This window comes from Kocuria tytonis (genome assembly GCF_003226895.2).
Taxonomy (GTDB): domain Bacteria; phylum Actinomycetota; class Actinomycetes; order Actinomycetales; family Micrococcaceae; genus Kocuria; species Kocuria tytonis.
This window is the reverse complement of record NZ_PNJG02000002.1, coordinates 1-23,919: the sequence shown is the minus strand read 5'-3', so window position 1 is coordinate 23,919 and position 23,919 is coordinate 1. Positions and strand designations below refer to the sequence as shown.

Below are 23,919 nucleotides of genomic sequence, written 5' to 3'. Positions count from 1 at the left end.
ATGTTCGACGTCGCCGTGTGGGCGTGCGGCGTAATCCTCGCGCTCGCGGCCACGGGCACCATCTACCGCCTGGCCAAGGGTCCGTCCCTGCTGGACCGGGTGATCGCCACGGACGTGCTGCTCGCGATCGTGGGCGCGGCACTGGCCGTGGACATGGTGTACCACCACCACACCGACAACATCGTGCTGCTCGTCATCGTGTCCCTCGTGGGCTTCCTGGGCTCGGTCACGGTGGCTCGCAACGTGGGACTGGACCGCTCATGAACTGGCACACCGTGCTCGACGTCGTGTCCCTCGTGTGCCTCGTAACCGGGGCGTTCATGTCCCTGGCTGCGGCCGTGGGTCTGGTGCGCTTCCCGGACCTGCTCTCGCGCATGCACGCGGGCACCAAACCCCAGGTCTTCGGGCTGCTGCTGCTGCTCACCGCGGTGGCGCTGCAGAGCGGGGAACCCAGGATGATCCCCCTGCTGGTCCTGGCGTGGATCTTCCAGCTGCTCACCGTCCCGGTCTCGGCGCACATGGTGGGCCGGGCGGCCTACCGCTCCAAGCACCTGCACGAGGAGAACCTGGTGACGGACGAGCTGCGGGACGTGGTGGCCCGCGCGGGGGACGAGGAATCTCGCTGAGGACATAATTCCCGGCGTTGCCCGCCCCCGTGCTCCCGGGCACGCGCTCGGGTTCGTATGCTGGTGAGGAAACACTGCGCCGTCGGCCACCGGTGCCGGCGGCACTTCCCGAGAACCGAAGGAGAACATCATGAACAAGGCGATGGACCTGCTGGGCACGGCCGCTTCCCTGGGCGGTGTGGCGCTGTCCAACAAGGCGCTCTCCGCGGTGTGGAAGAAGGTCACGGGCAACGAGCCCCCCGCCAAGAACCCGGACGAGGACGAGCCCTGGCGGGACATCATCCTCTGGGCCCTGCTCACGGGCCTGGTCGGCACCGTCATCAAGGTGGGCATCTCCCGCCAGGTCTCCAAGCTGCAGTCCGACGACAACGAGTCCACCAAGAGCTCGCAGTCCGAGATCTGAGGTCCCACCGCGCCGTCGCGCGCGGCACCTCGCACCGTCACCGCGGCGGGTGGGCGGGCACGGAACGTGCCCGCCCACCCGCCGCGGTGGTCTAGACTGGTGGCTCAACGACAGGGGAGCGCCGCAGCGGCGCTGAGAGTGCGCGCGAGCGCAGACCCTCGAACCTGATCCGGCTCGTACCGGCGCTAGGGAGTCGAGCATCTCAAGGGCTCGCGCGCAACGGCGCGCCGCTCTTCCCCTCCTGGAATCTTCAGGAGGTTTCCTCATGACGCAGGTCCGAAACACGTCCGCCGGCACGTCGCAGGGGCGCGGCACCCGGCGCAACTCGTGGCGTGTGGTGGACATCGTGGTGGCCGCGGTCCTCGCCGCGGTGTGCGCGGTGATCTTCTGGATGTGGTCCAACCTGCTGTACCCGCTCGTCTCGGCGAGTGCGGTGGCGTACCCGCCCTCGGGCGGCCTGGTCGCCGGTGGCTGGCTCGTGGCCGGGACCCTCGGCGCGCTCATCATCCGCCGGCCCGGTGCGGCACTGTTCTGCGAGCTGCTGGCCGCCGTGCTGGAGGGCTTCCTGGGCACGCACTTCGGCTGGACCGTGGTGATCTCCGGTCTGATCCAGGGCCTCGGCGTGGAGCTCGTGTTCCTGCTGACCCGCTACCGCAGGTTCGGGCTGCTCACGGCCACCGTGGCGGGCGCCGTCTCCGGCCTGTTCCTCGCCGTGGGCGAGAACCTCATGTACAACTACGAGTGGGCCACGGACCAGAAGCTCGTCTACGCCGTGTTCACCACCCTGTCCGGCGCCGTGATCGCCGGGGCACTGATGTGGTTCGTGATGCGTGCCCTGCAGGCCACCGGGGTGCTCGGCGCGCTCGCGTCCGGCGCCGCGCGGCGTCGATGACCCCACGGGCGGATCCCGCGCCCACGGGTGTCGCGGTCGGGCTCGAGAACTTCGGCTGGCACTACCCGGGCCGGCAGGACCCCAGTCTCACCGGGATCAGCACCACCATCGCACCGGGGGAGCGGGTGCTGCTGCTCGGGCCGTCCGGTGCGGGCAAGTCCACCCTGCTGCAGGCGCTCGCGGGGGTCGAGCAGGACCCGGACGGGCAGTCCGGCTCGGGCCGTGTCACCGTGGACGGCGTGGATCCGCGCGACGCGCGGGGCGTGGTGGGCTTCATGCACCAGGACCCGGAGACCCAGGTGATCCTCTCGCGGGTGGGGGACGACGTCGCCTTCGGGCTCGAGAACCTCGCCGTGCCCCGGGAGCAGATCTGGCCCCGCGTGCGGCAGGCCCTCGACCGCGTGGACCTGCAGCTGCCCCTCGAGCACCCCACCACGGCACTGTCCGGCGGGCAGAAGCAGCGGCTGGCGCTCGCGGGAGTCATGGCCATGCGGCCGCGCCTGCTGCTGCTGGACGAGCCCACGGCCAGCGTGGACCACGACGGCGCACGGCAGCTGTGCGCCGCCGTGGCCGGTGCCGTCCGTGCGGACGGGATCACCATGGTGGTCGTGGAGCACCGGGTGGCGCTGTGGGAACCGGTGGTGGAGCGCGTCATCGTGCTGGACGACCACGGGCGCGTGGCCTTCGACGGCCCCACCCGGCAGACCCTGCACGACGCCCGTGAGCTGCTCCAGGAGCAGGGCACGTGGGTCCCGGGCTGGGTTCCCACCACACGCCCGCCGGCGCGCACCGGCGCGGGGCCGGCCGGGCCCGAAACCTCTCCCCGTGACCACGCCGGGGCACCGGACCCCGCGGGAAGCACCCCGGGAGCCGGCGAGGTGCTGCTGTCCGCCCGGGGCCTTGCGGTCTCCCGCGTCCAGCCGCCGCGGCGCGCCATCGCCCGCAGGCGCCGTCGTGCGCTCAGGGCCTGGCGGCACGGCGAGCCGCTGCCGGAGGCAGGGCCGGACGCGCAGCTGCGACCCGTCGCCGCGGGCATCGACCTGGACGTGCGCGCGGGGCGGGCCCTCGCCGTGACGGGTGTGAACGGGGCCGGCAAGTCCACGCTCGCGCTCACCCTCGCCGGACTGCTGGTCCCCGCGGAGGGCTCGGTGCGGGCCGCCGAGGCCCTCGCGGCGGGCGCGGCGCCCGATCCCTCCCTGTGGGACGGCGGCGAACTGGTCTCCCGTGTGGGGACCGTGTTCCAGCACCCCGAGCACCAGTTCCTGCGACCCACGGTGCGCGAGGAGCTGGAGTTCGGACCGCGGCAGCTGCGGCGCCGCGCGGGCCGCAGCTCCGCCCGCACGCGCGGTGGGACGCCGTCGGAGGCCGACGACGCCGCGCGCGTGGCCGACCTGCTGCGCCGCCTGCGTCTCGCGGACCTCGCGGACGCCAACCCGTTCACCCTGTCCGGGGGCCAGAAGCGCCGGCTGTCCGTGGCCACGGTGCTCGCGGCGGCACCCCGCGTGCTGATCCTGGACGAACCCACGTTCGGGCAGGACGCACGGACCTGGCGGGAACTCGTGGACCTGCTCGTCGCGGAGCTGGACCGGGGGACGGCCGTGGTGGCCGTGACGCACGATCGGGACCTGATCGCGGCACTCGAGGCCGAGGAACTGAGGCTGGGGACATGAGCACCACGACGGCACCAACCATGTTCGGCCCCCGCTCCGGGTTGCTGGCGCGCGCGAATCCCGTGGTGAAGCTGCTGGGCGCCCTGCTCATCACCCTGGTGATCGTGCTCAGCGCGGACCCCGTGACCAACGGTGTGGCGCTCGCGGGTCAGCTCGTGCTGCTCGCCGGGGTGGGGCTGGGCCCGTGGCGCCTGCTCACCAGGCTGTGGCCGGTGGTGCTGGCCGCACTGGTCAGCGGCTGGGGCACGGCCATGCTCTCGGACGCGGGCGGTCCCGTGCTGCTGCACCTCGGGTGGATCACCATCACCACCGGGTCCCTGGGGGCGGGGGCGGCCATCGCGCTGCGCGGTCTGGCCATCGCCCTGCCGGGAATCACCGTGCTGCTGACCACCGATCCCACGGACCTCGCGGACGGGCTCGCCCAGACCCTCGGGCTCCCGGCGCGCTTCGTGCTCGCCGCGCTGGCGGCCATGCGGCTCGTGGAGGTCATGATCACCGAGTGGAGCGTCCTCGCCGCCGCCCGGCGTGCGCGCGGGGCCGGCGGCGGCCGCGGCCCGTGGGGTGTGCTCGTGGAGTTCGGGGGCCAGGCGTTCACGCTGCTCGTGCAGTCGCTGCGCCGTGCCACCCGCCTGGCCATGACCATGGAGGCCCGCGGCTTCGGGGCGGGGCCGCGCACGTGGGCGCGCACACCGCACTACGGTCGGGTGGACGTCCTCGTGGGGGTCGCGGTCGTGGCCATCGCGGCGGGGGCGCTCGCGGTGTCCCTCGCGCTGGGCACCCACCGTTTCATCTGGCAGTGAGAGCCGCGCGCTGGGGACTCAGCCCCGCGGGGAGCCCACCAGGAAGTCCGTGAGCGTGCGGGTCAGGACCGGGTCGGTGGGGATCTCGTGCCCGTCCACCGCGGTCACCGGAACGGCCAGCCGCACGGACGACGTGAGCCACACGGCGTCCGCCGTCAAGAGATCCTCCGGGTACAGGGGACCGTGGTCCACGCCCCAGCCGTGCCGCCGCGCGGTGTCGAAGATCCGGGCCTGGGAGGTGCCGGGCAGGATGCCCCGGGAGGGTTCGGGTGTGAGCAGGGTGGGTGCGGCGTCGTCGCGGGTGCGGGCGCAGACCACCGACGACGTGGCGCCCTCCAGGATCCTGCGGTCCGTGGAGGTGGTGAACACGGCGTCCTGGGCGCCGTGGGCGCGCGCGTGCCGGACGGCCGCCATGTTCACGGCGTAGGACAGGGTCTTCACGCCGGGGAGCAGCCACGGCAGCTCGGCGTCCTCGGCGGGGTCGTGGCCGCGGTCCAGCAGCAGCACGCTCACGCCGTCACGCCGCGCGGCGAAGGCCTGCTCGGGCACCGGGGACACGGTGAGCCACGCCCAGGGCTCGCCGCCGGGCTCACCGCGGCTGATGCTGAGCTTCACGGAGTGCTCCGCGCCCAGATCCAGGGCGGTGTCCCGGGAACCGGGCCCGGCGGCGTCGAGGGCCATCGCGAGGGCGGCACGGCAGGTCTGCGCGGACGGCGCGGGCAGCCCCGCGATGCCCGCGGAGGTGCACAGCCGGGCGTGGTGCGCGGCGAACTTGTAGGCCCGGCCGTCCAGGACGTGCATGGTCTCGAAGACGCCGTCGCCGCGCGTGAGAGCCTGGTCCTCCAGGCCCACGTGCGGCCGTCCGGGGTCCACGAGACGGGGCTCGCCCGTCACGGGGGCGATGACCGCGGCCGCCATTCGCGCGGCGCCGGGTCTCACGGGGTCTCCCGCTGTTCCACGGCGGGTTCCGCCGACGGGCCGGGGTGGATGATGTCCGCGCACTCCCACACGGGGTCGGCGGCGAGGTACTCCTCCTCCTGAGCGGCCCACTGCTCCCAGTGGCTCTCGTACGCGCCACCGTCGCGCTCCAGCGCCCGCTGCCTGCGCTGCGCGGTGGGCAGCTCCACCCACACGGAGGTGTCCAGCAGGGTGCGGGCCTCACGGTGGCACGCCCCCACGCCCTCCACGAGGACGATCTCCGCGGGGCGGGTCAGACGCGGGGTGCCCGGCTCGCTGGTCAGCCAGTCCCAGGCCGTCCAGTGCGCGTCCTGCCCCCGGCGCAGCGGCTCGAGGACCTGCGAGTAGTACATTCCCATGCCCTCGGACAGGCCGCTCCAGCCGGGGTAGACGTCCTCGAGCCGGAACACCACGACGTCGCGGGAACGGCGCAGGACCGCCGCGAGCTGATCGCTCAGGGTGGTCTTCCCCGCGCCGGAGCGTCCGTCGATGCCCACGATGAAGGGCTTGCGGCTCACGGTAGGCAGCAGCCGCGCGAGGTTGAGGCCGTCCGGGAACCGGGTGATCTCGTCGTCGTGGAAACCCTCGTCGGGTGAGATCACCGGGTCGCCACCCGTTCGCCGAGCCACGTGACGAGCCCGGGGGTCGCGGCGCGGATCTGCTCCCACGCGGTGTCGAAGTCCTCGGCGCCGCCGTACCAGGGGTCGGCGATGTCCAGGTCCTCACCCGAGGGATCGACGGCGGGGTCGAAGCTGCGCATGAGGCGCACCTTGTCCGCAGCGGCACCGGGCAGCCGCTGCCGCAGCTGCTCCTGGTGGGACGCCGTCATGGCCACCAGGAGGTCGGCCTGGGCGAGCTCCCGGTCCGTGATGCGGTGGGCACTGTGCTGCGGCAGCTCGAGGTCGTTGCGTGCCAGCACCGTGCGGGCCCGGGGGTCCACGGGATTGCCGTGCTCCTCGTCGCTCACACCCGCTGAGGCGACCTCGACCTCCCGCGCGAGACCCGCGCGTTCCACCTCGGCCCGCAGCAGGGCCTCGGCCATGGGGGAGCGGCAGATGTTGCCGGTGCACACGGTGACGACGTTGAACATGGTCTCCACTGTACGGACTATCCGTTCGCAACGAGGAGCGCGGCCGTCAGGGACCCGGGGTTGTACCCCAGGTCTGGCGCTCGATGCCAGAGAGCAGCAGGTTCAGCCCCGCGATGTACTCGGAGCGGTCGTCGTGGCGCCGGAACTCCCCGAGGATCGAGTGGACGAACGGGAACTCGCGGGTGCTGGCCCGGTCCCACCGCTCGAGCTGCTCGCGGAACATCTGCTCGGCGTCCTCCGCGTCCCGCAGGTCCTGGCGCTGGGAGATCTCCGCGCCCATGCCGGAGGCGTAGTTCGTCACCGCGAGGGACGCGTGGAACTGCTGGGTGGGGTCCAGTTCCATCTGCTGCAGGATCTGGCCCGTGCACTCCCAGGTGCGCAGCGCGTTCTCCTCGTCCGGGCCGGCGTTGATCAGCTGGCCGGCGAGCCACCGGTGCTCGAGCATCTGCGCGAACAGGCACAGGGAGAGGCGGCGCAGGTCCGCCAGCGCGGCGCTCGTGGCCCGGGTGGTCCGCGGGTCGGGTTCGGGTGCGGGGAAGTCGGCGAACTGCTCCGGTCCGGTGCGCCCGGCGTCCCGCAGCGCGTGGAACTCGTGCAGGGCCCGCCCCAGCACCTCGTCCGCGACCATGGCCATCAGCTCGTCCTTGCCCGCCGCGTACCAGTAGAGGCTGGCCACGCCGCTGCCGAGCTCGGCGGCGAGTCCGCGCAGGGTGAGCCGCTGGGCGCCGTCGCGGTCCAGCACGGCGATCGCGGTGTCCACGATCGCGTCCGCCGACAACGACGCGCGACGCCGCCCGCCCGCCCTGCGCGTTCTCGGTTCGCGCCCCCCGGGACGTGGGTCGCGGGCGTCGGTGCGGCGCTCGGTGGGTGCGGCGGGGTAGCGCGGTGCGGGGTCCATGCGGCTCACCGTACGCAGGGCTCCGTGCCGGATCAAACACTGTTCCATGCGTGGCTGGTGGCTCGTGGTCCCGGGGCCGGGGGCGGCACGTTTCGGCCGCCCTTGCGGGGATGACAGCACGACGGGGTGCACGTCCGTGGACGTGCACCCCGTCGTGGGTGCGGTGCGGGGGTCCCGAGGGCCGCTGCTGCTACTTCTGGTTGGCGTTCTTGGGAGTGGTCTGCTCCCACGGCGCTTCGTCCTCGGGGGTGTCCGCGGCGATGTCGTCCACGGCGGAGGAGACCCAGTGGGACCTGTACCGGAAATCGGTCTCGTCGCCGTTCTCGTCCGTCTGGCGGTACCACTCGGTGATGGCCGGGTCGTGGGAGTCGAAGGAGTCACCGGCGGCGCGGTGGCCCTCCGCGTGCTCCACCTGCAGGGCGAAGTTGTCGCCGTGCTCGGCGAGCCCCGTGGACACGGCCTTCTCCACGGCGGACAGCGCGAACCGGGTGCGCAGGGTGGCCGGGTCGCTGCGCAGGTCGCGGTAGAGGGCGACCATCATCAGCGCCAGGATCAGCGCGAACGGCAGCGCGGAGACGATGACCAGGTTCTGCATCCCGGCCAGGGCGTCGTCACCACCCACGAGGAGCATGACGATCGCGATCCCCGCGAGGCACACACCCCAGAAGATCACGATCCACTTGCTGGGATCCGGGCGCCCGCGCTGGGTCATGGTGCCCATCACCACGGAGGCGGAGTCCGCACTCGTGACGAAGAAGATGCCGATTACCACCATGGCGAGCACCGAGGTCGCACCGGTGAGCGGGAGCTGGTCGAAGAGTCCGAACAGCATGGATTCGGAACCGTCCGCGACGGAGAGGTCCGCGCCGTTCTTGGCGAAGTACATGGCGGACCCGCCGAAGACGATGAACCACAGCACGCACACGGAGGCGGGGACCACGAGGACCACGGTCACGAACTGGCGGATGGAGCGCCCGCGGGAGATCTTGGCGATGAACATGCCCACGAACGGGGACCAGGACAGCCACCAGGCCCAGTAGTACACGGTCCAGGTGTTGGAGAACGTGGCGCTCTCCGGACCCCACGCGGCGGACTGGCCGGTCATGAAGAGGTACTCGGAGAGGTAGGTGGAGAACGTGGACGGGATCAGCGTCAGCAGGAAGACGGTGGGGCCCACGAAGAACACGAACAGCGCGAGCACGAAGGCGAGCGTCAGGTTGATGTTGGACAGGTAGCGGATGCCGCGGGAGACACCCGAGACCGCGGAGACGATGAAGCCCACGGACAGCACGGCGATGATGACGATCAGGGCGTTGTTGCCCAGCTCGCCGATCCCGCCCACGATCGAGATGCCGGAGCCGATCTGCATGGCTCCCACGCCGAGGGATGCGGCGGTGCCGAAGAGGGTCGCGAAGATCGCGAACACGTCGATCAGCTTGCCCAGGGTGCCGTCCACCCGCTTGTGACCGAGCAGCGCGGTGAACACGCGGGAGATCAGGGGCGCGCGGCCGCGGCGGTAGGCGCCGTAGGCCACGGAGACACCGACCACGGCGTAGATGGCCCAGGGATTCAGGGCCCAGTGGAACGCGGACTGCACCAGGGCGTAGACCACCATGGAGTCCTTGCCCGCCTCGGCCACGTGGGAGAACCCGGGGATCCCGGTCTCGAAGTAGGTCATGGGCTCGAAGGCGCCGTAGAACATCAGACCGATGCCCATGCCCGCCGCGAAGAGCATCGCGAGCCACGAGAAGAAGGAGTACTCGGGCTCCTCGTCGTCACGGCCCAGCTTGATGCGCCCCGTGCGGGTGAAGCCGATGAACAGCATGAAGAACACCGCCGCGGTGGACAGCAGGATGAAGAACCACCCGGTGTTGGCGGTCACCCAGGACAGCGCGGTGGAGGAGACCGAGGAGAGGCTCTCGGTGCCCAGGATGCCCCACGCGATGAAGGCGACGATCAGCAGTGCCGTGACCGTGAAGACCATCTTGTCGGTGCCGAACCGGACCCTGCGGTCCTCCACTCCCACACCCGGGACCAGGGCGGGGTGGATGCCGTGGGGGTAGGTGAGCTCGTCGATGATCTGGCGCGGCCTGCTGCGGGCGGTGGAGCCGGCGGTCGAGGCGTGGTGGGTGGACGGCTGGTCCGACGGTTGTCGGTCCGAGGAATGGGGTGGCGTGCTCAGGGCAGTTCTCCTGGTGGCAGTGGGGGAGTGGTCGATGTCGTACTGGGTGGTGCTTCTCCCGTGGACGTGGTGGACGGATCCGGCCCGGGCGTCGTGCGGTGTTTCGCCCTGGGCGTACAAACTCACGATTGTAACGCGGTATCGGTGGCGGGACTAACCCGGGAACAGGTTCTGGGCGCTTCAGGGACCATGGCTGAGTCGACCCGGCTCAACTTAGCTTGACAGCCCCTGCTCAATGTGTAAAATTGAGTCCTGAAAGCTCAAGGCTTACGGGCCGGGTGGCGCGCCCCGCGGTGAACCCCCGGTCCACGTCGGAACAACGAAGGGATAGACAATGTCTCGTGCAGTAGGAATCGACCTCGGCACCACCAACTCCGTGGTCTCCGTCCTGGAGGGCGGCGAGCCCGTGGTCATCGCCAACGCCGAGGGCAACCGCACCACCCCGTCCGTCGTCGCGTTCTCCAAGGACGGCGAGACCCTCGTGGGTGACGTGGCCAAGCGTCAGGCCGTGACCAACGTGGACCGCACCGTGGCATCCGTGAAGCGTCACATGGGCACGGACTGGACCACCGAGATCGACGGCAAGAAGTACACCCCCCAGGAGATCTCCGCCCGCACGCTCATGAAGCTCAAGGCGGACGCGGAGTCCTACCTGGGCGACAAGGTCACGGACGCCGTGATCACCGTTCCCGCCTACTTCAACGACGCCGAGCGTCAGGCCACCAAGGAGGCCGGTGAGGTCGCGGGCATGAACGTGCTGCGCATCGTCAACGAGCCCACCGCGGCGGCCCTGGCCTACGGCCTGGAGAAGGGCAAGGAGGACGAGCTCATCCTCGTCTTCGACCTCGGTGGCGGCACCTTCGACGTCTCCCTGCTGGAGGTCGGCAAGGACGAGGACGACTTCTCCACCATCCAGGTCCGCTCCACCGCCGGCGACAACCGCCTGGGCGGCGACGACTGGGACCAGCGCATCGTGGACTGGCTGCTGCAGCAGGTGAAGTCCAAGTCCGGCGCGGACCTGTCCAAGGACAAGATCGCCCTGCAGCGCCTGAAGGAGTCGGCGGAGCAGGCCAAGAAGGAGCTCTCCTCGGCCACCTCCACCACCATCTCCCTGCAGTACCTGTCCGTGACCCCCGAGGGTCCCGTGCACCTGGACGAGAAGCTCTCCCGCGCCAAGTTCGAGGACCTCACCAAGGACCTGCTGGCCCGCACGGAGAAGCCGTTCAAGGACGTCATCGCCGAGGCCGGGATCAACGTCTCTGACATCGACCACGTGGTGCTCGTGGGTGGTTCCACCCGCATGCCCGCCGTGGTGGAGAAGGTCACCGAGCTGGCCGGCAAGGCCCCCAACAAGGGCGTGAACCCGGACGAGGTCGTGGCCATCGGCGCCGCCATCCAGGCGGGTGTCCTCAAGGGCGACCGCAAGGACGTGCTGCTGATCGACGTGACCCCGCTGTCGCTGGGCATCGAGACCAAGGGCGGCGTGATGACCAAGCTCATCGAGCGCAACACGGCCATCCCCACCAAGCGCTCCGAGACGTTCACCACGGCGGAGGACAACCAGCCGTCCGTGTCCATCCAGGTCTTCCAGGGTGAGCGCGAGTTCACCCGGGACAACAAGAACCTGGGCACGTTCGAGCTGACCGGGATCGCCCCGGCTCCCCGCGGCATGCCGCAGATCGAGGTCACCTTCGACATCGACGCGAACGGCATCGTGCACGTCTCCGCCAAGGACAAGGGGACGGGCAAGGAGCAGTCCATGACCATCACGGGCGGCACCTCGCTGTCCAAGGACGACATCGACCGCATGGTCAAGGACGCCGAGGCGAACGCGGACGCGGACAAGCAGCGCCGTGAGGCCGCCGACCGCCGCAACAACGCCGAGCAGCAGGCCTACTCCGTGGAGAAGCTGCTCAAGGACGACGAGGGGAAGATCCCCGAGGACGTCAAGACCGAAGTCCAGGCGGACGTCGACGCCGTCAAGGCCGCGCTCGAGGGTGACGACGACGACGCCGTGAAGGCCGCGTTCGAGAAGCTGCAGGCCTCCCAGACCAAGATCGGTGAGGCGCTGTACGCCCAGTCCCAGAACGAGGGTGCCGCCGGTGCTCAGGCCGGTGCGGCCGGAGCCGAGGGCGCCCAGGCTAAGGACGACGACGACATCGTCGACGCCGAGGTCGTGGACGACGACAACAACGGGAAGAAGTGAGCATGAGCGACTCCGAGAACCCCCAGGGCAACGGCGAGTCCGTGCCGGAGGACCCGGACCGGTCGGCGCAGGACGCCCAGCAGGACGGTGCCGGTCAGGAGCAGGAGGGGCTGACCGTGGACGACATCCTGGACACCCCTCAGTCCCAGGACGCCCAGGCCGGGGACACGCAGGCCTCGGACGCGGCGTCGTCGCAGGACGACGCCGCCCCGGCGGGCCAGTCCGCCGCGCATAAGCTCGCGGACGAACGACTCGAGGACCTGCGTCGGCTGCAGGCGGAGTTCGTGAACTTCAAGAACCGCACCGCGCGTGAGAAGGATCAGCTGCGGGACTTCGTCTCCGGCGAGATGATCACCGCGCTGCTGCCGGTCCTGGACGACGTCGACGCCGCTCGCAAGGCCGGGGACCTCGAGGACGGCCCGTTCGCCGCGATCGCGACCAAGCTCGAGGACGCCCTGGGCAAGAAGGGCCTCACCCGGATCGGGGAGGTGGGGGAGATCTTCGACCCCACCGTCCACGAGGCTGTGCTGCAGCAACCCACCGACGAGGTGGAACCGGACCACGTGTCCATGGTGCTGCGCTCGGGCTTCCGTGTGGGCGCTCGAGTGGTCCGGGCGGCCCAGGTGGCCGTGGCCACGAAGCCGTAACGCAAGAAATTCCTCGGGGCGGGTCCGCATGACGGGACCCGCCCCGAGTTCCACAGGGAAGTACCAGGAGGAAGGAGGCGTCATGGCCAGTCAGGACTGGATCGACAAAGATTTCTACACTGTCCTGGGCGTCTCCAAGGACGCATCCCAGGCGGACATCAAGAAGGCTTACCGCAAGCTGGCCCGTAAGTACCACCCGGACCAGAACCCGGGGGATGCGGCCGCGGAGAAGAAGTTCAAGGACATCACCGAGGCCAATTCGGTGCTGTCGGACCCCGAGGAACGCAAACAGTACGACGCGATCCGGGCCATGGGTTCCGGGGCGCGGTTCACCGCCGGTGGCCCCGGTGGCGCGAGCAACGCTGGCGGCGCCGGGTTCGAGGACCTCTTCGGGGGTCTGTTCAACGGCGGCGGTGGCCGCAGGAGCTACTCCACCTCCGGGGGTGGCGGGTTCGAGGACCTGTTCGCGCAGTTCGGCGGCCAGGGCGGCAATTCGCGGTTCGGCGGGGGCTTCGGTGGCGGCCAGGGCGGCTTCGGTGGGGGTCAGGGCGGATTCGGTGGCTACCAGGCACCGCCCGCCAAGGGTGAGGACATCCACACCACGACCACGATCCCGCTGCGTTCCGCGTACAACGGCACCACGGTGAAACTGCGCCGGGGCAACGGCCAGTCCACCACGGTGCGCGTGCCCAAGGGCGTCAAGGATGGGCAGCGATTGAAGATCGCGGGCAAGGGACACTCGGGGCCCGGTGGCCACGGGGACCTGTTCGTGACCGTCAAGGTCAAGGAGCACCCGTTCTTCACCCGCGAGGGCCAGGACGTGCACGTGGACATCCCGGTGACCGCTGCGGAGGCCGGACTCGGGACCACCGTGCAGGTGCCCACGCTGGACGAGGGCCACGTGACCGTGCGGGTCCCCGCGGGGACGTCGTCCGGGCACCGGATGCGTGTCAAGGGCAAGGGCTTCACGTCCGGGTCCACCACGGGGAACATGATCGTGACCGTGCAGATCCAGCTCCCCGCGGACCTCGACGACGCCGCCCAGGACGCCCTGCGCGCCTTCGCCCGGGCCACGGAGGGCTTCGACCCCCGCGGTTCCCTGAACGAGGAGGCGGCGGTCTGAGATGCCACTGGACTTCACCCAGCCCGTGTTCGTGATCTCGGTCGCCGCGGAACTCGCGGACATGCACCCGCAGACGCTGCGCCAGTACGACCGCATGGGGCTCGTGACCCCGTCCCGCGCCTCCGGGCGGGCGCGGCGCTACTCGCAGCTGGACGTGCAGAAGCTGCGGCAGATCCAGGAGCTCTCCCAGGAGGGGGTCTCACTGGAGGGCATCAAGCGGATCATGCAGCTGGAGAACCAGGTGCAGGCACTGCAGTCCCGTGTCACGGAGCTGTCCGAGGAGCTGGAGCAGGAGCGGAGGGCCCGGCGGGAACGGGACATGATCTTCACCGCCGGCTCCGGCGGGGACGTGGTGCGGATCGCCCGCGGGTCCCGCCGTCCGCCGCGCAAGGTGTCCCAGGCACTGATGCTGTACCGGCCGGCCAAGCCCGACGCCGGAGCGCAGGGGGCCGAGGAGAAGCCTGCGAGCTCCTCCGCCCGACGCGCGCCGCGCGGACGCACCGCAAGTTGACGTCCTCGCACAACTGCTCCCCGCACCACGAACGAGGTGCGGGGAGCAGTTGCCGTGGTGGCCCGTCGGCGCGCCCGGAGGGGAGCTGCCGGCCCGGGCGTGCCGTGGTCAGCGGCGCCGGTACGTCAGGTCCCGGGGCACCCGCCCCGCCTCGGTGGCCTTGCGCTCGAAGCTCGTGAGAACGCGTCCGTCCCAGCGCGGGGCCCAGCCGGCGTCGGGATGCTCCTCGTCCGCGGCGGGACCGGGGTGGACGTTCTCGAAGTCCGCGTCCGCGGCATCCAGCACCTCGCGCATCACCACGGCGTACTCCTGCCAGTCCGTGGCCAGCCGCCACAGCCCGCCCGGTTCGAGCACCCGGGCCGCGAGGTCCGCGAAACCGGGGGAGACCAGGCGGCGCTTGTGGTGGCGGGTCTTGTGCCACGGGTCCGGGAAGAACACCCACAGCTCCCGGACGGATGCGGGTTCGAGCATGTGCTCCAGCACCTCGGGGGCGTTGGCCTGTGCCACGCGCACGTTCTCCACCCCGGCCTGGGCGGCCTTCATGAGCAGGTCCGCGATGCCGGGCTTGTAGACCTCCACGGCCAGGTGGTCCAGCTCCGGGTGGGCCGCGGCGTGGGCGACGATCGCCTCGCCCAGTCCCGAGCCGATCTCCACCACCAGGGGTGCCTCCCGTCCGAACGCCGCCCGGTGGTCCAGCCGGTACGAGGGGTCCACGGAGGTGTCCGTCATGACGCGGGGGATGTCCAGGACCCAGTCCCCGGCGTGCTCGTCCCACGCCTTCTGGCGCTTGGGGGACAGCCGGTCACCGCGGCGCACGAAGGAGAAGGGCTGCCGGTGGAATGCCGCGGGAGTCGCCGGACCCGCGTTCTGCGAGGCGGCGGGAGCTCCGGCGGGGGAGTCCGGCAGGGCGGCGTCGGGCGCGGCGGGATCTGGGTTCTGATCGGTGGATTCCATCGAGGCCATCCTAGGTGGGCCGTCATGGGAGGTCACGACGGGCCGGCCCGGCCCTACGATGAAGGTCTGCCCGCCCGCCGCGTCCCTGCGTGATCAGGAGGTCCCGCGTGTCCGAGAACCCCGAGCCCGCCCGCACCCGACTGGGGCTCGGTCCCCGCGCGGACCGGATCGTGCTCGTGGGCGCCCTGGGTCTGCTCTCCGCCGTGAGTCCCCTGGCCACGGACATGTACCTCCCGTCCATGCCGGAGATGGCGCGGTGGTTCGACACCCCGGCGAGCATGGTCCAGCTGAGCCTCACCGCCTACATGGTGGGGATGGCGCTGGGGCAGTTCCTGCTGGGGCCGCTCTCGGACGTGCTCGGGCGGCGCAGGCTCATGATCGGGGGCAACCTGGTCTTCCTGCTGGCCTCCCTGGGCATCGTGCTGGCCCCGGGCATCGGCCTCGTGCTGGCCCTGCGGCTGCTGCAGGGGATTGCGGGAGCGGCCGGTGTGGTGATCGCGCGCGCGGTGGTCTCGGACATCGCCCGCGGCCACCGGGCGGCGCAGCTGTACTCCGTGCTCTCCCTGATCACCTCGCTGGCGCCCGTGGTGGCACCCCTGGCCGGCGGGGTGATCGCCACCGTGGCGGACTGGCGCACGGCCTTCGTGGTGCTCACCGGCTTCGGGGCCGTGATGCTCGCCTGCTCGGTGTTCGTGATCCCCGAGACCCTGCCCCGCGGGGCCCGTTCCACCGGCGGGGTGGGCCGGATCCTGCGCAACGCCGGGCGCGTCGTCGGCGACCGGCCGTTCACGCTGTACGCGCTGAGCTTCGCGTTCGCGTTCGGTGCGCTGTTCTCCTACATCTCGGCGTCCTCGTTCGTGATCCGGAACGTCCTGGGGTTCAGTGCCCTGGGGTACTCGGTGGTCTTCGCGCTCAACGCGTGCGGCTCGATCACCACGGGCGTGGTCAACACCAAACTGGTGGGGTCCAGGGCGCCGGAGTCCCTGCTGCTCACGGGGGTGGCCGGACTCGCGGTCTTCTCCGTGCTCAACCTGGCCCTGGTGCTGCTGGGGGTCGTGGGGATCCCCACCCTCGTGCTCATCTTCCTCGCTCAGTCCTGCATGGGATTCGTGCTGGGCAACGCCGTGGCCCTGGCGCAGCGCCGGGCGCAGGCCCGCGGGCTCTCGGGCACGGGTGCGGCGGTCGTGGGCACGGCGCAGTTCGTCATGGCGGGGCTCGTCACGCCCCTGACCGGGCTCGGCGGGGAGTTCACCGCGGTGCCCATGCTGGTGTGCATGGCCGGGTGCGCAGCGGTCTCGCTGCTGCTGGCGCTGGCCGCGCGGAAGTAGTCGCGATCCCGCGGGTCCCCGCTGATCCCGTGGGCCCCGGGCGCTCGTCGCGGGCCCGTGCGCACCTGGGCGGGGACGGCCCGGCCGCGCGGCGACGTCGTCCGGGGCAGGCGCGCGACATCGCCGCGCAATCAAGCGTCCGGGCCGTGCGGGAACGGCCCGATGTGGTTCACTGTCCCAAACAATGACGTGGTTCACAGTTGATCCGTGGCGTCCCGCCTCCCGCACGAACGAGAGACACCTCCATGCTCGATTCGCTCCAATCCCTCCTCGACACGCTCGACGGCATCGTCTGGGGTCCCTTCATCCTGATGCCGCTGCTGCTGGGCACGGGGATCTACCTGACCGTCCGGCTGACCGGGCTGCAGGTCACCAAGCTGATCCCCGCGCTGCGTCTCGCGCTGTTCGAGCGGGCGGACAAGGACGCCCCCGGCGGCGACGTCTCCCAGTTCCAGGCGCTGACCACGGCGCTCGCGGCCACCGTGGGCACCGGCAACATCGTGGGTGTGGCCACGGCCATCTCCATCGGCGGGCCCGGCGCGCTGTTCTGGATGTGGGTCACCGGCATCCTGGGCATGGCGTCCAAGTACTCGGAGGCGTTCCTGGGCGTGCGCTTCCGCACCCGGGACGCCAAGGGCGAGATCTCCGGCGGCCCCCAGTACTACCTGTTCCGCGGCATCCCCAACGGGTTCGGCAAGTTCCTGTCGCTGTTCTTCGCCGTGGCCGCCGTGCTGGCGTCCTTCGGGATTGGCAACATGACCCAGGGCAACTCGATCTCCGCCAACGTGGAGTCCTCGTTCGGGGTGCCCGTGTGGCTCACCGGCGCCGTCCTGGCCGTGCTCACGCTGCTCGTGCTCGTGGGCGGGATCAAGTCCATCGGCAAGGTCACCTCGGCGCTCGTCCCCGTGATGATCGTCTTCTACGTCCTGGGTGCCCTGTTCATCCTGGCGGTCAACATCGACGCCGTTCCGGCCGCGTTCGGGGCCATCTTCTCCACCGCGTTCACCGGCCACTCTGCCGTGGGCGGGTTCACCGGCTCGGTCATCATCATGGTGGTGCAGATGGGCGTGGCCCGCGGCATCTTCTCCAACGAGTCCGGCATGGGCTCGGCCGCCATCGCCGCGGCCGCGGCCCAGACCACGCACCCCGTGCGCCAGGGCCTCGTGTCCATGACCCAGACGTTCATCGACACCATCATCGTGGTGACCTGCACGGGGCTCGTGATCGTCACCACCGGCGTGTGGACCCAGGGTGAGGACTTCGCCGCGACCATGACCGGTGACGCCTTCAGCCACGGCCTGCCCGGTGGGTGGGGTCACCTGATCGTGACCCTGGGGCTCGTGCTGTTCGCCTACTCCACCATCCTGGGCTGGGCCTACTACGGCGAGCGCTGCATGGAGCGGCTCTTCGGCCGGGCCGCGGTGATGCCATACCGCGTGTTCTTCTCGGTCATCGTGTTCGTGGGCTGCAGCGTGCCGCTGGCCATGGTGTGGTCCTTCGCGGACCTGATGAACGGGCTCATGGCCATCCCCAACCTGATCGGTCTGCTGATCCTCTCCGGTCTGATCGCCCGCGAGACCAGGCACTACCTGAGCAACGATCCGCACCTGCGCGCGGACCGGCTGCAGGTGGACGGTTTCATGGCAGGACACCCGGGGGCGATCGACAGCTACGTGGCACCGGAGCGGGCACGCGTCACCCGCGCCCGTTGACCCGCGTTCCACCGCGCGGGCGCCTCGATCCGCACTGACCTGCACGAATGCCGACGGCCCGCCCCTCACGCCACGTGAGCGGCGGGCTGTCGGCACGTGTGTGCCACACCACGATTTCCCGTGGTCGCCGTGTACCCTCGGACTCCATGACCAACAGCTCCACCGCCGTATCGCCGCCCCATGTCCATTCGGGACCCACCCGGGGACTGAGCAACCGCCACATCCAGCTGATCGCCATCGGCGGTGCCATCGGCACCGGGCTGTTCATGGGATCTGGGCGCACCATCTCGCTGGCGGGCCCCTCCGTGGTGTTCGTGTACATGCTCATCGGGTTCATGCTCTTCTTCGTGATGCGCGCCATGGGGGAGCTGCTGCTCTCGAACCTGCACTACAAGACGTTCGCGGACTTCGCCGCGGACCTGATCGGGCCGTGGGCCGGGTTCTTCGTGGGCTGGTCCTACTGGTTCTGCTGGATCGTCACCGCGGTCGCGGAACTGGTGGCCATCACGGGGTACGTGCAGTTCTGGTGGCCGGCGGTGCCGCTGTGGCTGCCCACGGTGATCGTGCTGGCCCTGGTGTTCCTGCTGAACGCGGCGAGCGTGAAGAGCTTCGGCGAGATGGAGTTCTGGTTCGCACTCATCAAGATCGTGGCCATCCTCGCGCTGATCGCGGTGGGCGCCTTCATGGCCATCACGCACTTCACGTCCCCGGACGGGAACGTGGCGCAGGTTTCCAATCTCTGGAACGACGGCGGCTGGTTCCCCCACGGCGCCATGGGAGTGGTCGCGGGATTCCAGATTGCCGTGTTCGCCTTCGTGGGCGTGGAGCTCGTGGGGACCACGGCGGCCGAGGCGCGCGACCCCCGCACCACCCTTCCCCGGGCCATCAACTCCGTGCCCGTTCGCATCCTGATCTTCTACGTGGGCTCCCTGCTGGCCATCCTCGTGGTCACGCCGTGGCGGTCGATCGATCCGGAGCAGTCCCCCTTCGTGGCCATGTTCGCGCTGGCCGGGCTCGCCGGTGCGGCCTCCGTGGTGAACTTCGTGGTGCTCACCTCCGCGATGTCCTCCTCCAACTCCGGTGTGTTCTCCACGTCCCGCATGATGTTCGGGCTCTCCGCCGAGGGCAGCGCCCCGCGGTTCTTCCGCGGGCTCAACCGGGTGGGGGTGCCGGTGCGCGCGCTGTTCCTCACCGCCCTGGTGCTGCTGCTGACCGTCCCGGTGCTCTACGCGGGGGACTCGATCATCGAGGCGTTCACGCTCATCACGTCCGTGGCCTCCATGCTGTTCATCTTCGTGTGGTCCATGATCCTGATCTCCTACATCTGCTACCGCCGCAGGCACCCGGAGCGCCACGCCGCGTCCGAGTACAAGATGCCCGGGGGCATCGTGATGTGCGTGGTGGTGCTGGCGTTCTTCGCGTTCGTGGTGTGGACGCTGACCACCGAGCCGGAGACGGCCACCGGACTCGTGGCGGTGCCCGTGTGGCTGGTGCTCCTGGGCATCTCGTGGGCGTTCGTCCGGCGCACCGCATCCCACCGGCAGGCCTTCGAGTGGTTCAAGAAGGAGATGGCCCGGCCCGTCGAGCACGAACACACCGGGCGGTAACCGGCCACGCTGATCCCCGCCCCGTGGCGGGGATCGTGCTTAGGTGGGGGCATGACACGACTGCCCGAACCCCTGACCCTGACCAGCCCCCACGGCACCGGCTCGGTGCTGAGCTACGGTGCCCACGCGGTGTCCTGGGCTCCCGAGGGACACGAGCCCGTGCTGTGGCTGTCCTCGCGCGCCCACAACGAGACGGGCCGTGCCATCCGCGGCGGGGTGCCCGTCTGCTTCCCGTGGTTCGGTCCGGGCCGCACGGGTGACATGGAGCCCGCCCACGGCTTCGCCCGCATCACGGACTGGCAGCTCACGGAGCAGGGTGAGGACGGGGAGGGCAACGCCTTCGCGCAGTTCACGCTGACCCCCGCGGACGTGGCAGCGGAGCTGCGGGCGTCCTTTCCCCACGAGTTCGAGGCGCGCCTGCGCATGAGCGTGGGCTCGCGGCTGCGTCTGGAGCTCACGGTCACCAACACCGGCGCCGAGACCTTCGAGGCCGAGGAGGCCCTGCACACCTACCTGCACGTGGGGGATGCGCAGCGCGTCACCGTCACGGGCCTGGAGGGCGCCCCCTACTTCGACAAGGTCTCCAAGGAGCAGCGCACGCAGTCCGGGGAGCTCACGATCACCGGTGAGACGGACGCCGTCTTCGCCCACCGGGGAGAGGTGCGCGTCACGGATCCCGCACTGGGCCGCGAGCTGGTGATCTCCAAGGAGGGCTCGGACAGCACCGTGGTGTGGAACCCCTGGGCGGACGAGGCCGTGGCCATGGCGGACTTCGCGGACGACGAGTGGCAGCGCATGCTCTGCGTGGAGGCCGGCAACGTCATGGGCTCCCCGGTCCGGCTCGCCGCGGGGGAGAGCCACACGATCGCCCAGGTCATCGAGGTGCGGGAGCTGCCGACCGGGGTGGCCTGAGCCGCCCGGAGCGGCTCTCCAGCCCGCAGTGGAAGAGCCGCGAACTGCGGCGCGGTGGCGCCGGGATCGTGTCCCGGTGCCACCGCCCCGCGGCACTGTCCCCCGGCGGCACTGTCCCCCGGAGGGGTCCGGCCGGCATGCCGGTGCTCGTGCGTCCGCCCCGCCGGTGTGCGGACACCGGGCCGGGCGCGGCCGGGCGGCTCAGGAGCGCGCGGCGGCGTCGTGCCCCGTGACGGGTGCCGGGGCGGGAGCGGACCCGGTCTCCGAGAGCGCGGGAGTGGAGGAGGAGAGGTCCACCGTGTGGTGGATCTGGGCGTCCAGGGCCCCGGGGTGGGTGCCCATGAAGGCGTCGATCTCCTCCGTGGTGGCATTGAACTTGGGGTCGTGCTCCAGGTACAGCTTGGTCTCCCGCACCACCAGGCCGGACAGGATGATCAGTCCGATCAGGTTGGGGATGGCCATGAGCCCGTTCATGATGTCCGAGAAGGTCCACACGAGCGTCAGCGGGGCCAGGGCGCCCAGTCCTGCGGCGATGGAGAAGACCACGCGGTAGACGACGGCTGCCCGCGCGCCCGCGAGCCGCTCCACGTTGCGCTCGCCGTAGTACGCCCAGCCGAGCACGGTGGAGTACCCCAGCAGCACGAGGCAGATGGTCACGATGGTGCCGCCCCACGAACCCGGCAGGCCGGTGGCGAAGGCCCGGGAGGTCATGGTGGCGGTGTCGCCCTGGTTCCACATCCCGGTGGTGAGGATGACGAAGCCCGTGATGGAGATGACCACCAGGGTGTCCACGAACGTCTGGGTCATGGACACCAGGCCCTGCCGCACGGGGTGGCTGGTCTGGGCGATGGAGGCGGCGATGGAGGCGGTGCCCATGCCGGACTCGTTGGAGAACAGCGAACGCGCGGCACCCATGCGCATGGCCACCAGCACCGTGGAGCCCACGAAACCACCGGTGGCGCCCATGGGGGTGAAGGCACCCGTGAATATGAGCCGCAGCGCCTCGGGGATGCCGTGGAAGTTGACCCCGATGATGTACAGCCCGGAGCCGATGTAGAGCACGATCATCAGCGGCACCATGTACGTGGTGATCTTGGCGATGGACTGGATGCCGCCGAGCAGCGCGAGCCCCGTTCCCACGGCGAGCACCACGGCGGTGATGATGGGCGCCACGTGGAAGGTGTGGTCCAGGTTGGAGGCGATCGCGTTGCCCTGGGTCATGTTGCCGATGCCGAAGGTGGCCACCACGCAGCACACCGCGAAGATCACGGACAGCGCGCGGCCGAACTTGTTGGGGATGCCGCGGGCCAGGTAGACCTGCGGGCCGCCCGTGAGGTGCCCGGCGGTGTCACGGGTGCGGAAGCGCACGCCCAGGAAGCACTCCGCGTACTTGGAGGCCATCCCGAACAGCGCGGTGATCCACATCCAGAACAGGGCACCGGGGCCGCCGATCGACATGGCCGCGGCCACACCCACGATGTTGCCCGTTCCCACGGTGGCGGCCAGGGCGGTGGACATGGCGGCGAACGAGGAGATGTCACCCTTCTCGCCGGTGGCCCGGGATCGCCGCCCGAAGCCCAGGCTCATGGCCTTGGTGAAGAATCGGATCTGGATGCCACGCAGTCGGAACGTCATGAAGACGCCGGTCCCGAACAGGAGGGGCAGCAGCAGCCACGGCCCCCAGATCAGATCGCGAACGGTGTCCAAGGTGCTTTGGAGGGTGTCCATGGGGGTACGGAGCTTTCCGTGAGGTGTGATGCGGATTGCTGACCAAACCTAGCAGTACCCCTCGGGGCGCGGTGCCCCGCCTTTTGCGCCCGGGGCGGAAAAGGCGACGACGCCGCAGGGTGGCCTGCGGCGTCGTCGTGACGGGATGCGCGTGGGGCGCTACTTCTGCACCACGAGGGCCGCGCCGATCGCGGCGAGGAAGGCGTCCTTGGAGAGCTGGATGCCCTGCTCGGACGGGCGGATGCCGTCCTCCTGGGTCATCTCCGGGTTGCGGAAGTACATGGTGAGCAGCCCGGCGCTGAACGCGAGCAGGCCAGCGCCGGCCAGTCGCCTGGACACGAACGGCGTGACCAGGGCGGCGCCCACGGCCAGCTCGGTGCCCGCGATGAACGTGGCGAAGGTCCGGGAGTCCCACTCGGCGAACTGGGGGACACCGGTGGCGGCGAACTGCTTGAGGCCCTCGGCCGCCTGGGCGTCCATGCCGAGCTTGCCGTAGCCGGACTGCAGCAGGTAGGCGCCGGGGATGCCGCGGAGGACGGCGTTGGAGATGCGCATGGGAAGAGCCTTTCGTCGTGGTGGGACGGGGTCGGAGCACCCGTCCGGATCGTCGTTCATGCTAACAGCGGCACCTTTCCCGGTGCCCCGTCGGTGCGCCATGCCCACAGCGAACGCCTCCGGCCGGTGCGCAACGCGGTGCCTAGGGTGGTGCCACGCTGCGCGCACCGCGCGCTCATGAAAGGAGAGCCCCGTGGACATTACCACCATGAAGAAGATCCTCCTGGTCCTGACCAGCCAGGACACCCTGGGTGAGACGGGCGAGCCCACCGGGTACAACGTGGCCGAGGCCTCCCACCCGTGGAAGGTGTTCCGCGACGCCGGGTACTTCGTGGACTTCGCGTCCATCGCCGGCGGGCAGCCCCCGCAGGACGAGGTGCAGCAGGACGATCCCGTCCAGGTGGAGTTCACGCAGGACGAGACCGCCAAGGCCTCCCTCTACAACACCCCCAAGGTCTCGGTGGTGGACCCCTCCCAGTACGACGCCGTGTACCTGGTGGGCGGGCACGGCACCATGTGGGACTTCACGGGCAACGCGGACCTGCAGCGGCTCGTGGCCGCCGTCTACGACGACGGCGGCGTGGTGGGCGCCGTGTGCCACGGCCCCTCCGGGCTGCTGGACGTGGAGCTTGCCAACGGCGTGGGTCTGCTGTCCGGGCGCAGGGTGGCGGCCTTCACCAACGACGAGGAGGTCGCCGCGGGCAAACAGGACGTGGTGCCGTACCTGCTGCAGGACAGGCTCGAGGAGCAGGGTGCCACCGTCAAGGTCGCGGAGAACTGGGAGGAGAACGTCCAGGTGGACGAGCGCCTCGTCACCGGGCAGAACCCGCAGTCTGCGGCCGGTGTGGCCAAGGAGATGACCAAGCTGCTCACCGAGGTGGTCCGCGAGCAGAAGGCGCAGGAGGAGCAGTCGGCCCAGGAGCTGCGCGCGGAGCACGACGCGGAGAAGGCGGCGGACGAGGAGGACTGACCTCCCCCCGGTGCGTGGCTCGCCACGTGGACCACCTGCCCGTCGTCCTGCGGCGGTGAGGTTCCGCGCCGGCGGGGGGTCGATGTACGCGGGGCCCACGGCGTTCACGCGGATCCCCCGCTGGGCGTAGTCCACACCGGTCTGCTTG

Annotated in this window: 23 protein-coding genes and 1 riboswitch; of the genes, 15 read left to right on the top strand and 8 right to left on the bottom strand. The window is 70.5% G+C overall.

The features are described from left to right. The 6 genes from C1C97_RS05995 (at position 1) to C1C97_RS05970 (ending at position 4,391) form a co-directional block, all read left to right on the top strand. The gene (locus tag C1C97_RS05995; RefSeq protein WP_407657265.1) at positions 1 to 264 is read left to right on the top strand and encodes a monovalent cation/H+ antiporter complex subunit F; all 264 of its coding nucleotides are present in this window, start codon (positions 1 to 3) and stop codon (positions 262 to 264) included. Then, the gene (gene mnhG, locus C1C97_RS05990) at positions 261 to 626 is read left to right on the top strand and encodes a monovalent cation/H(+) antiporter subunit G (RefSeq protein ID WP_110918917.1); all 366 of its coding nucleotides are present in this window, start codon (positions 261 to 263) and stop codon (positions 624 to 626) included. Before C1C97_RS05995 ends, mnhG begins: the two co-directional genes overlap by 4 nt. A gap of 130 nt (positions 627 to 756) precedes the next feature. Beyond that, positions 757 to 1,029, top strand: a complete 273-nt coding sequence (locus C1C97_RS05985; protein WP_110918918.1) for a DUF4235 domain-containing protein — start codon at positions 757 to 759, stop codon at positions 1,027 to 1,029. A gap of 102 nt (positions 1,030 to 1,131) precedes the next feature. Further along, positions 1,132 to 1,238: riboswitch (TPP riboswitch) on the top strand. Between the two features lie 56 nt (positions 1,239 to 1,294). After that, positions 1,295 to 1,921 carry an ECF transporter S component gene (locus C1C97_RS05980; RefSeq protein WP_121030642.1) on the top strand — a complete coding sequence of 209 codons (627 nt, stop codon included), beginning with the start codon at positions 1,295 to 1,297 and terminating at the stop codon, positions 1,919 to 1,921. Beyond that, positions 1,918 to 3,591 (top strand): ABC transporter ATP-binding protein, encoded by a 1,674-nt coding sequence (locus C1C97_RS05975; RefSeq protein WP_121030640.1) that lies wholly within the window; start codon positions 1,918 to 1,920, stop codon positions 3,589 to 3,591. Before C1C97_RS05980 ends, C1C97_RS05975 begins: the two co-directional genes overlap by 4 nt. After that, positions 3,588 to 4,391, top strand: a complete 804-nt coding sequence (locus C1C97_RS05970; RefSeq protein WP_110918921.1) for an energy-coupling factor transporter transmembrane component T family protein — start codon at positions 3,588 to 3,590, stop codon at positions 4,389 to 4,391. Before C1C97_RS05975 ends, C1C97_RS05970 begins: the two co-directional genes overlap by 4 nt. 18 nt (positions 4,392 to 4,409) lie before the next feature. Here the strand turns inward: C1C97_RS05970 and C1C97_RS05965 are convergent, their stop codons facing one another. From C1C97_RS05965 to C1C97_RS05945, 5 genes are all read right to left on the bottom strand, one after another. After that, positions 4,410 to 5,285 (bottom strand): aminotransferase class IV, encoded by an 876-nt coding sequence (locus tag C1C97_RS05965; RefSeq protein WP_233542778.1) that lies wholly within the window; start codon positions 5,283 to 5,285, stop codon positions 4,410 to 4,412. A gap of 41 nt (positions 5,286 to 5,326) precedes the next feature. Then, positions 5,327 to 5,950, bottom strand: coding sequence for a uridine kinase family protein (locus tag C1C97_RS05960; protein WP_110918923.1), 624 nt, complete (start codon positions 5,948 to 5,950; stop codon positions 5,327 to 5,329). After that, positions 5,947 to 6,438: a low molecular weight protein-tyrosine-phosphatase gene (locus tag C1C97_RS05955; RefSeq protein WP_121030638.1), complete on the bottom strand. Its 492-nt coding sequence runs from the start codon at positions 6,436 to 6,438 to the stop codon at positions 5,947 to 5,949. Before C1C97_RS05955 ends, C1C97_RS05960 begins: the two co-directional genes overlap by 4 nt. 46 nt (positions 6,439 to 6,484) lie before the next feature. Next, on the bottom strand, positions 6,485 to 7,336 hold the full coding sequence (locus C1C97_RS05950; RefSeq protein WP_233542777.1) for a TetR/AcrR family transcriptional regulator: 852 nt from the start codon (positions 7,334 to 7,336) through the stop codon (positions 6,485 to 6,487). A 190-nt stretch (positions 7,337 to 7,526) separates the two neighbouring features. After that, a complete protein-coding gene (locus C1C97_RS05945; protein WP_110918925.1) occupies positions 7,527 to 9,518 on the bottom strand; it encodes a BCCT family transporter in 1,992 nt (663 codons plus the stop codon). A 334-nt stretch (positions 9,519 to 9,852) separates the two neighbouring features. Between C1C97_RS05945 and dnaK the strand changes: the two genes are divergently transcribed. From dnaK to C1C97_RS12710, 4 genes are all read left to right on the top strand, one after another. Beyond that, positions 9,853 to 11,724 (top strand): molecular chaperone DnaK, encoded by a 1,872-nt coding sequence (gene dnaK, locus C1C97_RS05940; RefSeq protein WP_121030636.1) that lies wholly within the window; start codon positions 9,853 to 9,855, stop codon positions 11,722 to 11,724. Further along, positions 11,721 to 12,371, top strand: a complete 651-nt coding sequence (locus C1C97_RS05935) for a nucleotide exchange factor GrpE (protein WP_233542776.1) — start codon at positions 11,721 to 11,723, stop codon at positions 12,369 to 12,371. Before dnaK ends, C1C97_RS05935 begins: the two co-directional genes overlap by 4 nt. An 82-nt stretch (positions 12,372 to 12,453) precedes the next feature. Further along, positions 12,454 to 13,494, top strand: coding sequence for a DnaJ C-terminal domain-containing protein (locus C1C97_RS05930; protein ID WP_121030633.1), 1,041 nt, complete (start codon positions 12,454 to 12,456; stop codon positions 13,492 to 13,494). Between the two features lies 1 nt (position 13,495). Beyond that, positions 13,496 to 14,005, top strand: a complete 510-nt coding sequence (locus tag C1C97_RS12710; protein ID WP_121030631.1) for a heat shock protein transcriptional repressor HspR — start codon at positions 13,496 to 13,498, stop codon at positions 14,003 to 14,005. Positions 14,006 to 14,113: 108 nt separating this feature from the next. On the opposite strand, the gene trmB is transcribed toward C1C97_RS12710, so the two are convergent. Beyond that, the gene (trmB, locus tag C1C97_RS05920; RefSeq protein ID WP_121030629.1) at positions 14,114 to 14,959 is read right to left on the bottom strand and encodes a tRNA (guanosine(46)-N7)-methyltransferase TrmB; all 846 of its coding nucleotides are present in this window, start codon (positions 14,957 to 14,959) and stop codon (positions 14,114 to 14,116) included. A gap of 107 nt (positions 14,960 to 15,066) precedes the next feature. On the opposite strand from trmB, the gene C1C97_RS05915 reads away from it, so the two are divergent. The 4 genes from C1C97_RS05915 (at position 15,067) to C1C97_RS05900 (ending at position 20,518) form a co-directional block, all read left to right on the top strand. Beyond that, positions 15,067 to 16,287 carry a multidrug effflux MFS transporter gene (locus tag C1C97_RS05915; protein WP_121030627.1) on the top strand — a complete coding sequence of 407 codons (1,221 nt, stop codon included), beginning with the start codon at positions 15,067 to 15,069 and terminating at the stop codon, positions 16,285 to 16,287. Between the two features lie 245 nt (positions 16,288 to 16,532). Further along, the gene (locus tag C1C97_RS05910; protein WP_110918932.1) at positions 16,533 to 17,999 is read left to right on the top strand and encodes an alanine/glycine:cation symporter family protein; all 1,467 of its coding nucleotides are present in this window, start codon (positions 16,533 to 16,535) and stop codon (positions 17,997 to 17,999) included. Between the two features lie 146 nt (positions 18,000 to 18,145). Then, a complete protein-coding gene (locus C1C97_RS05905) occupies positions 18,146 to 19,606 on the top strand; it encodes an amino acid permease (RefSeq protein ID WP_110918933.1) in 1,461 nt (486 codons plus the stop codon). Positions 19,607 to 19,657: 51 nt separating this feature from the next. Next, positions 19,658 to 20,518 carry a D-hexose-6-phosphate mutarotase gene (locus C1C97_RS05900; protein ID WP_121030625.1) on the top strand — a complete coding sequence of 287 codons (861 nt, stop codon included), beginning with the start codon at positions 19,658 to 19,660 and terminating at the stop codon, positions 20,516 to 20,518. Between the two features lie 201 nt (positions 20,519 to 20,719). Here C1C97_RS05900 and C1C97_RS05895 read toward each other — a convergent pair whose 3' ends face one another. Both C1C97_RS05895 and C1C97_RS05890 read right to left on the bottom strand, forming a co-directional pair. Beyond that, on the bottom strand, positions 20,720 to 22,246 hold the full coding sequence (locus tag C1C97_RS05895; protein ID WP_121030623.1) for an alanine/glycine:cation symporter family protein: 1,527 nt from the start codon (positions 22,244 to 22,246) through the stop codon (positions 20,720 to 20,722). A gap of 159 nt (positions 22,247 to 22,405) precedes the next feature. Then, positions 22,406 to 22,801, bottom strand: a complete 396-nt coding sequence (locus tag C1C97_RS05890; RefSeq protein WP_110918936.1) for a hypothetical protein — start codon at positions 22,799 to 22,801, stop codon at positions 22,406 to 22,408. Between the two features lie 193 nt (positions 22,802 to 22,994). On the opposite strand from C1C97_RS05890, the gene C1C97_RS05885 reads away from it, so the two are divergent. Then, the gene (locus C1C97_RS05885) at positions 22,995 to 23,771 is read left to right on the top strand and encodes a type 1 glutamine amidotransferase domain-containing protein (RefSeq protein WP_110918937.1); all 777 of its coding nucleotides are present in this window, start codon (positions 22,995 to 22,997) and stop codon (positions 23,769 to 23,771) included. The last annotated feature ends 148 nt before the right edge of the window (positions 23,772 to 23,919 follow it).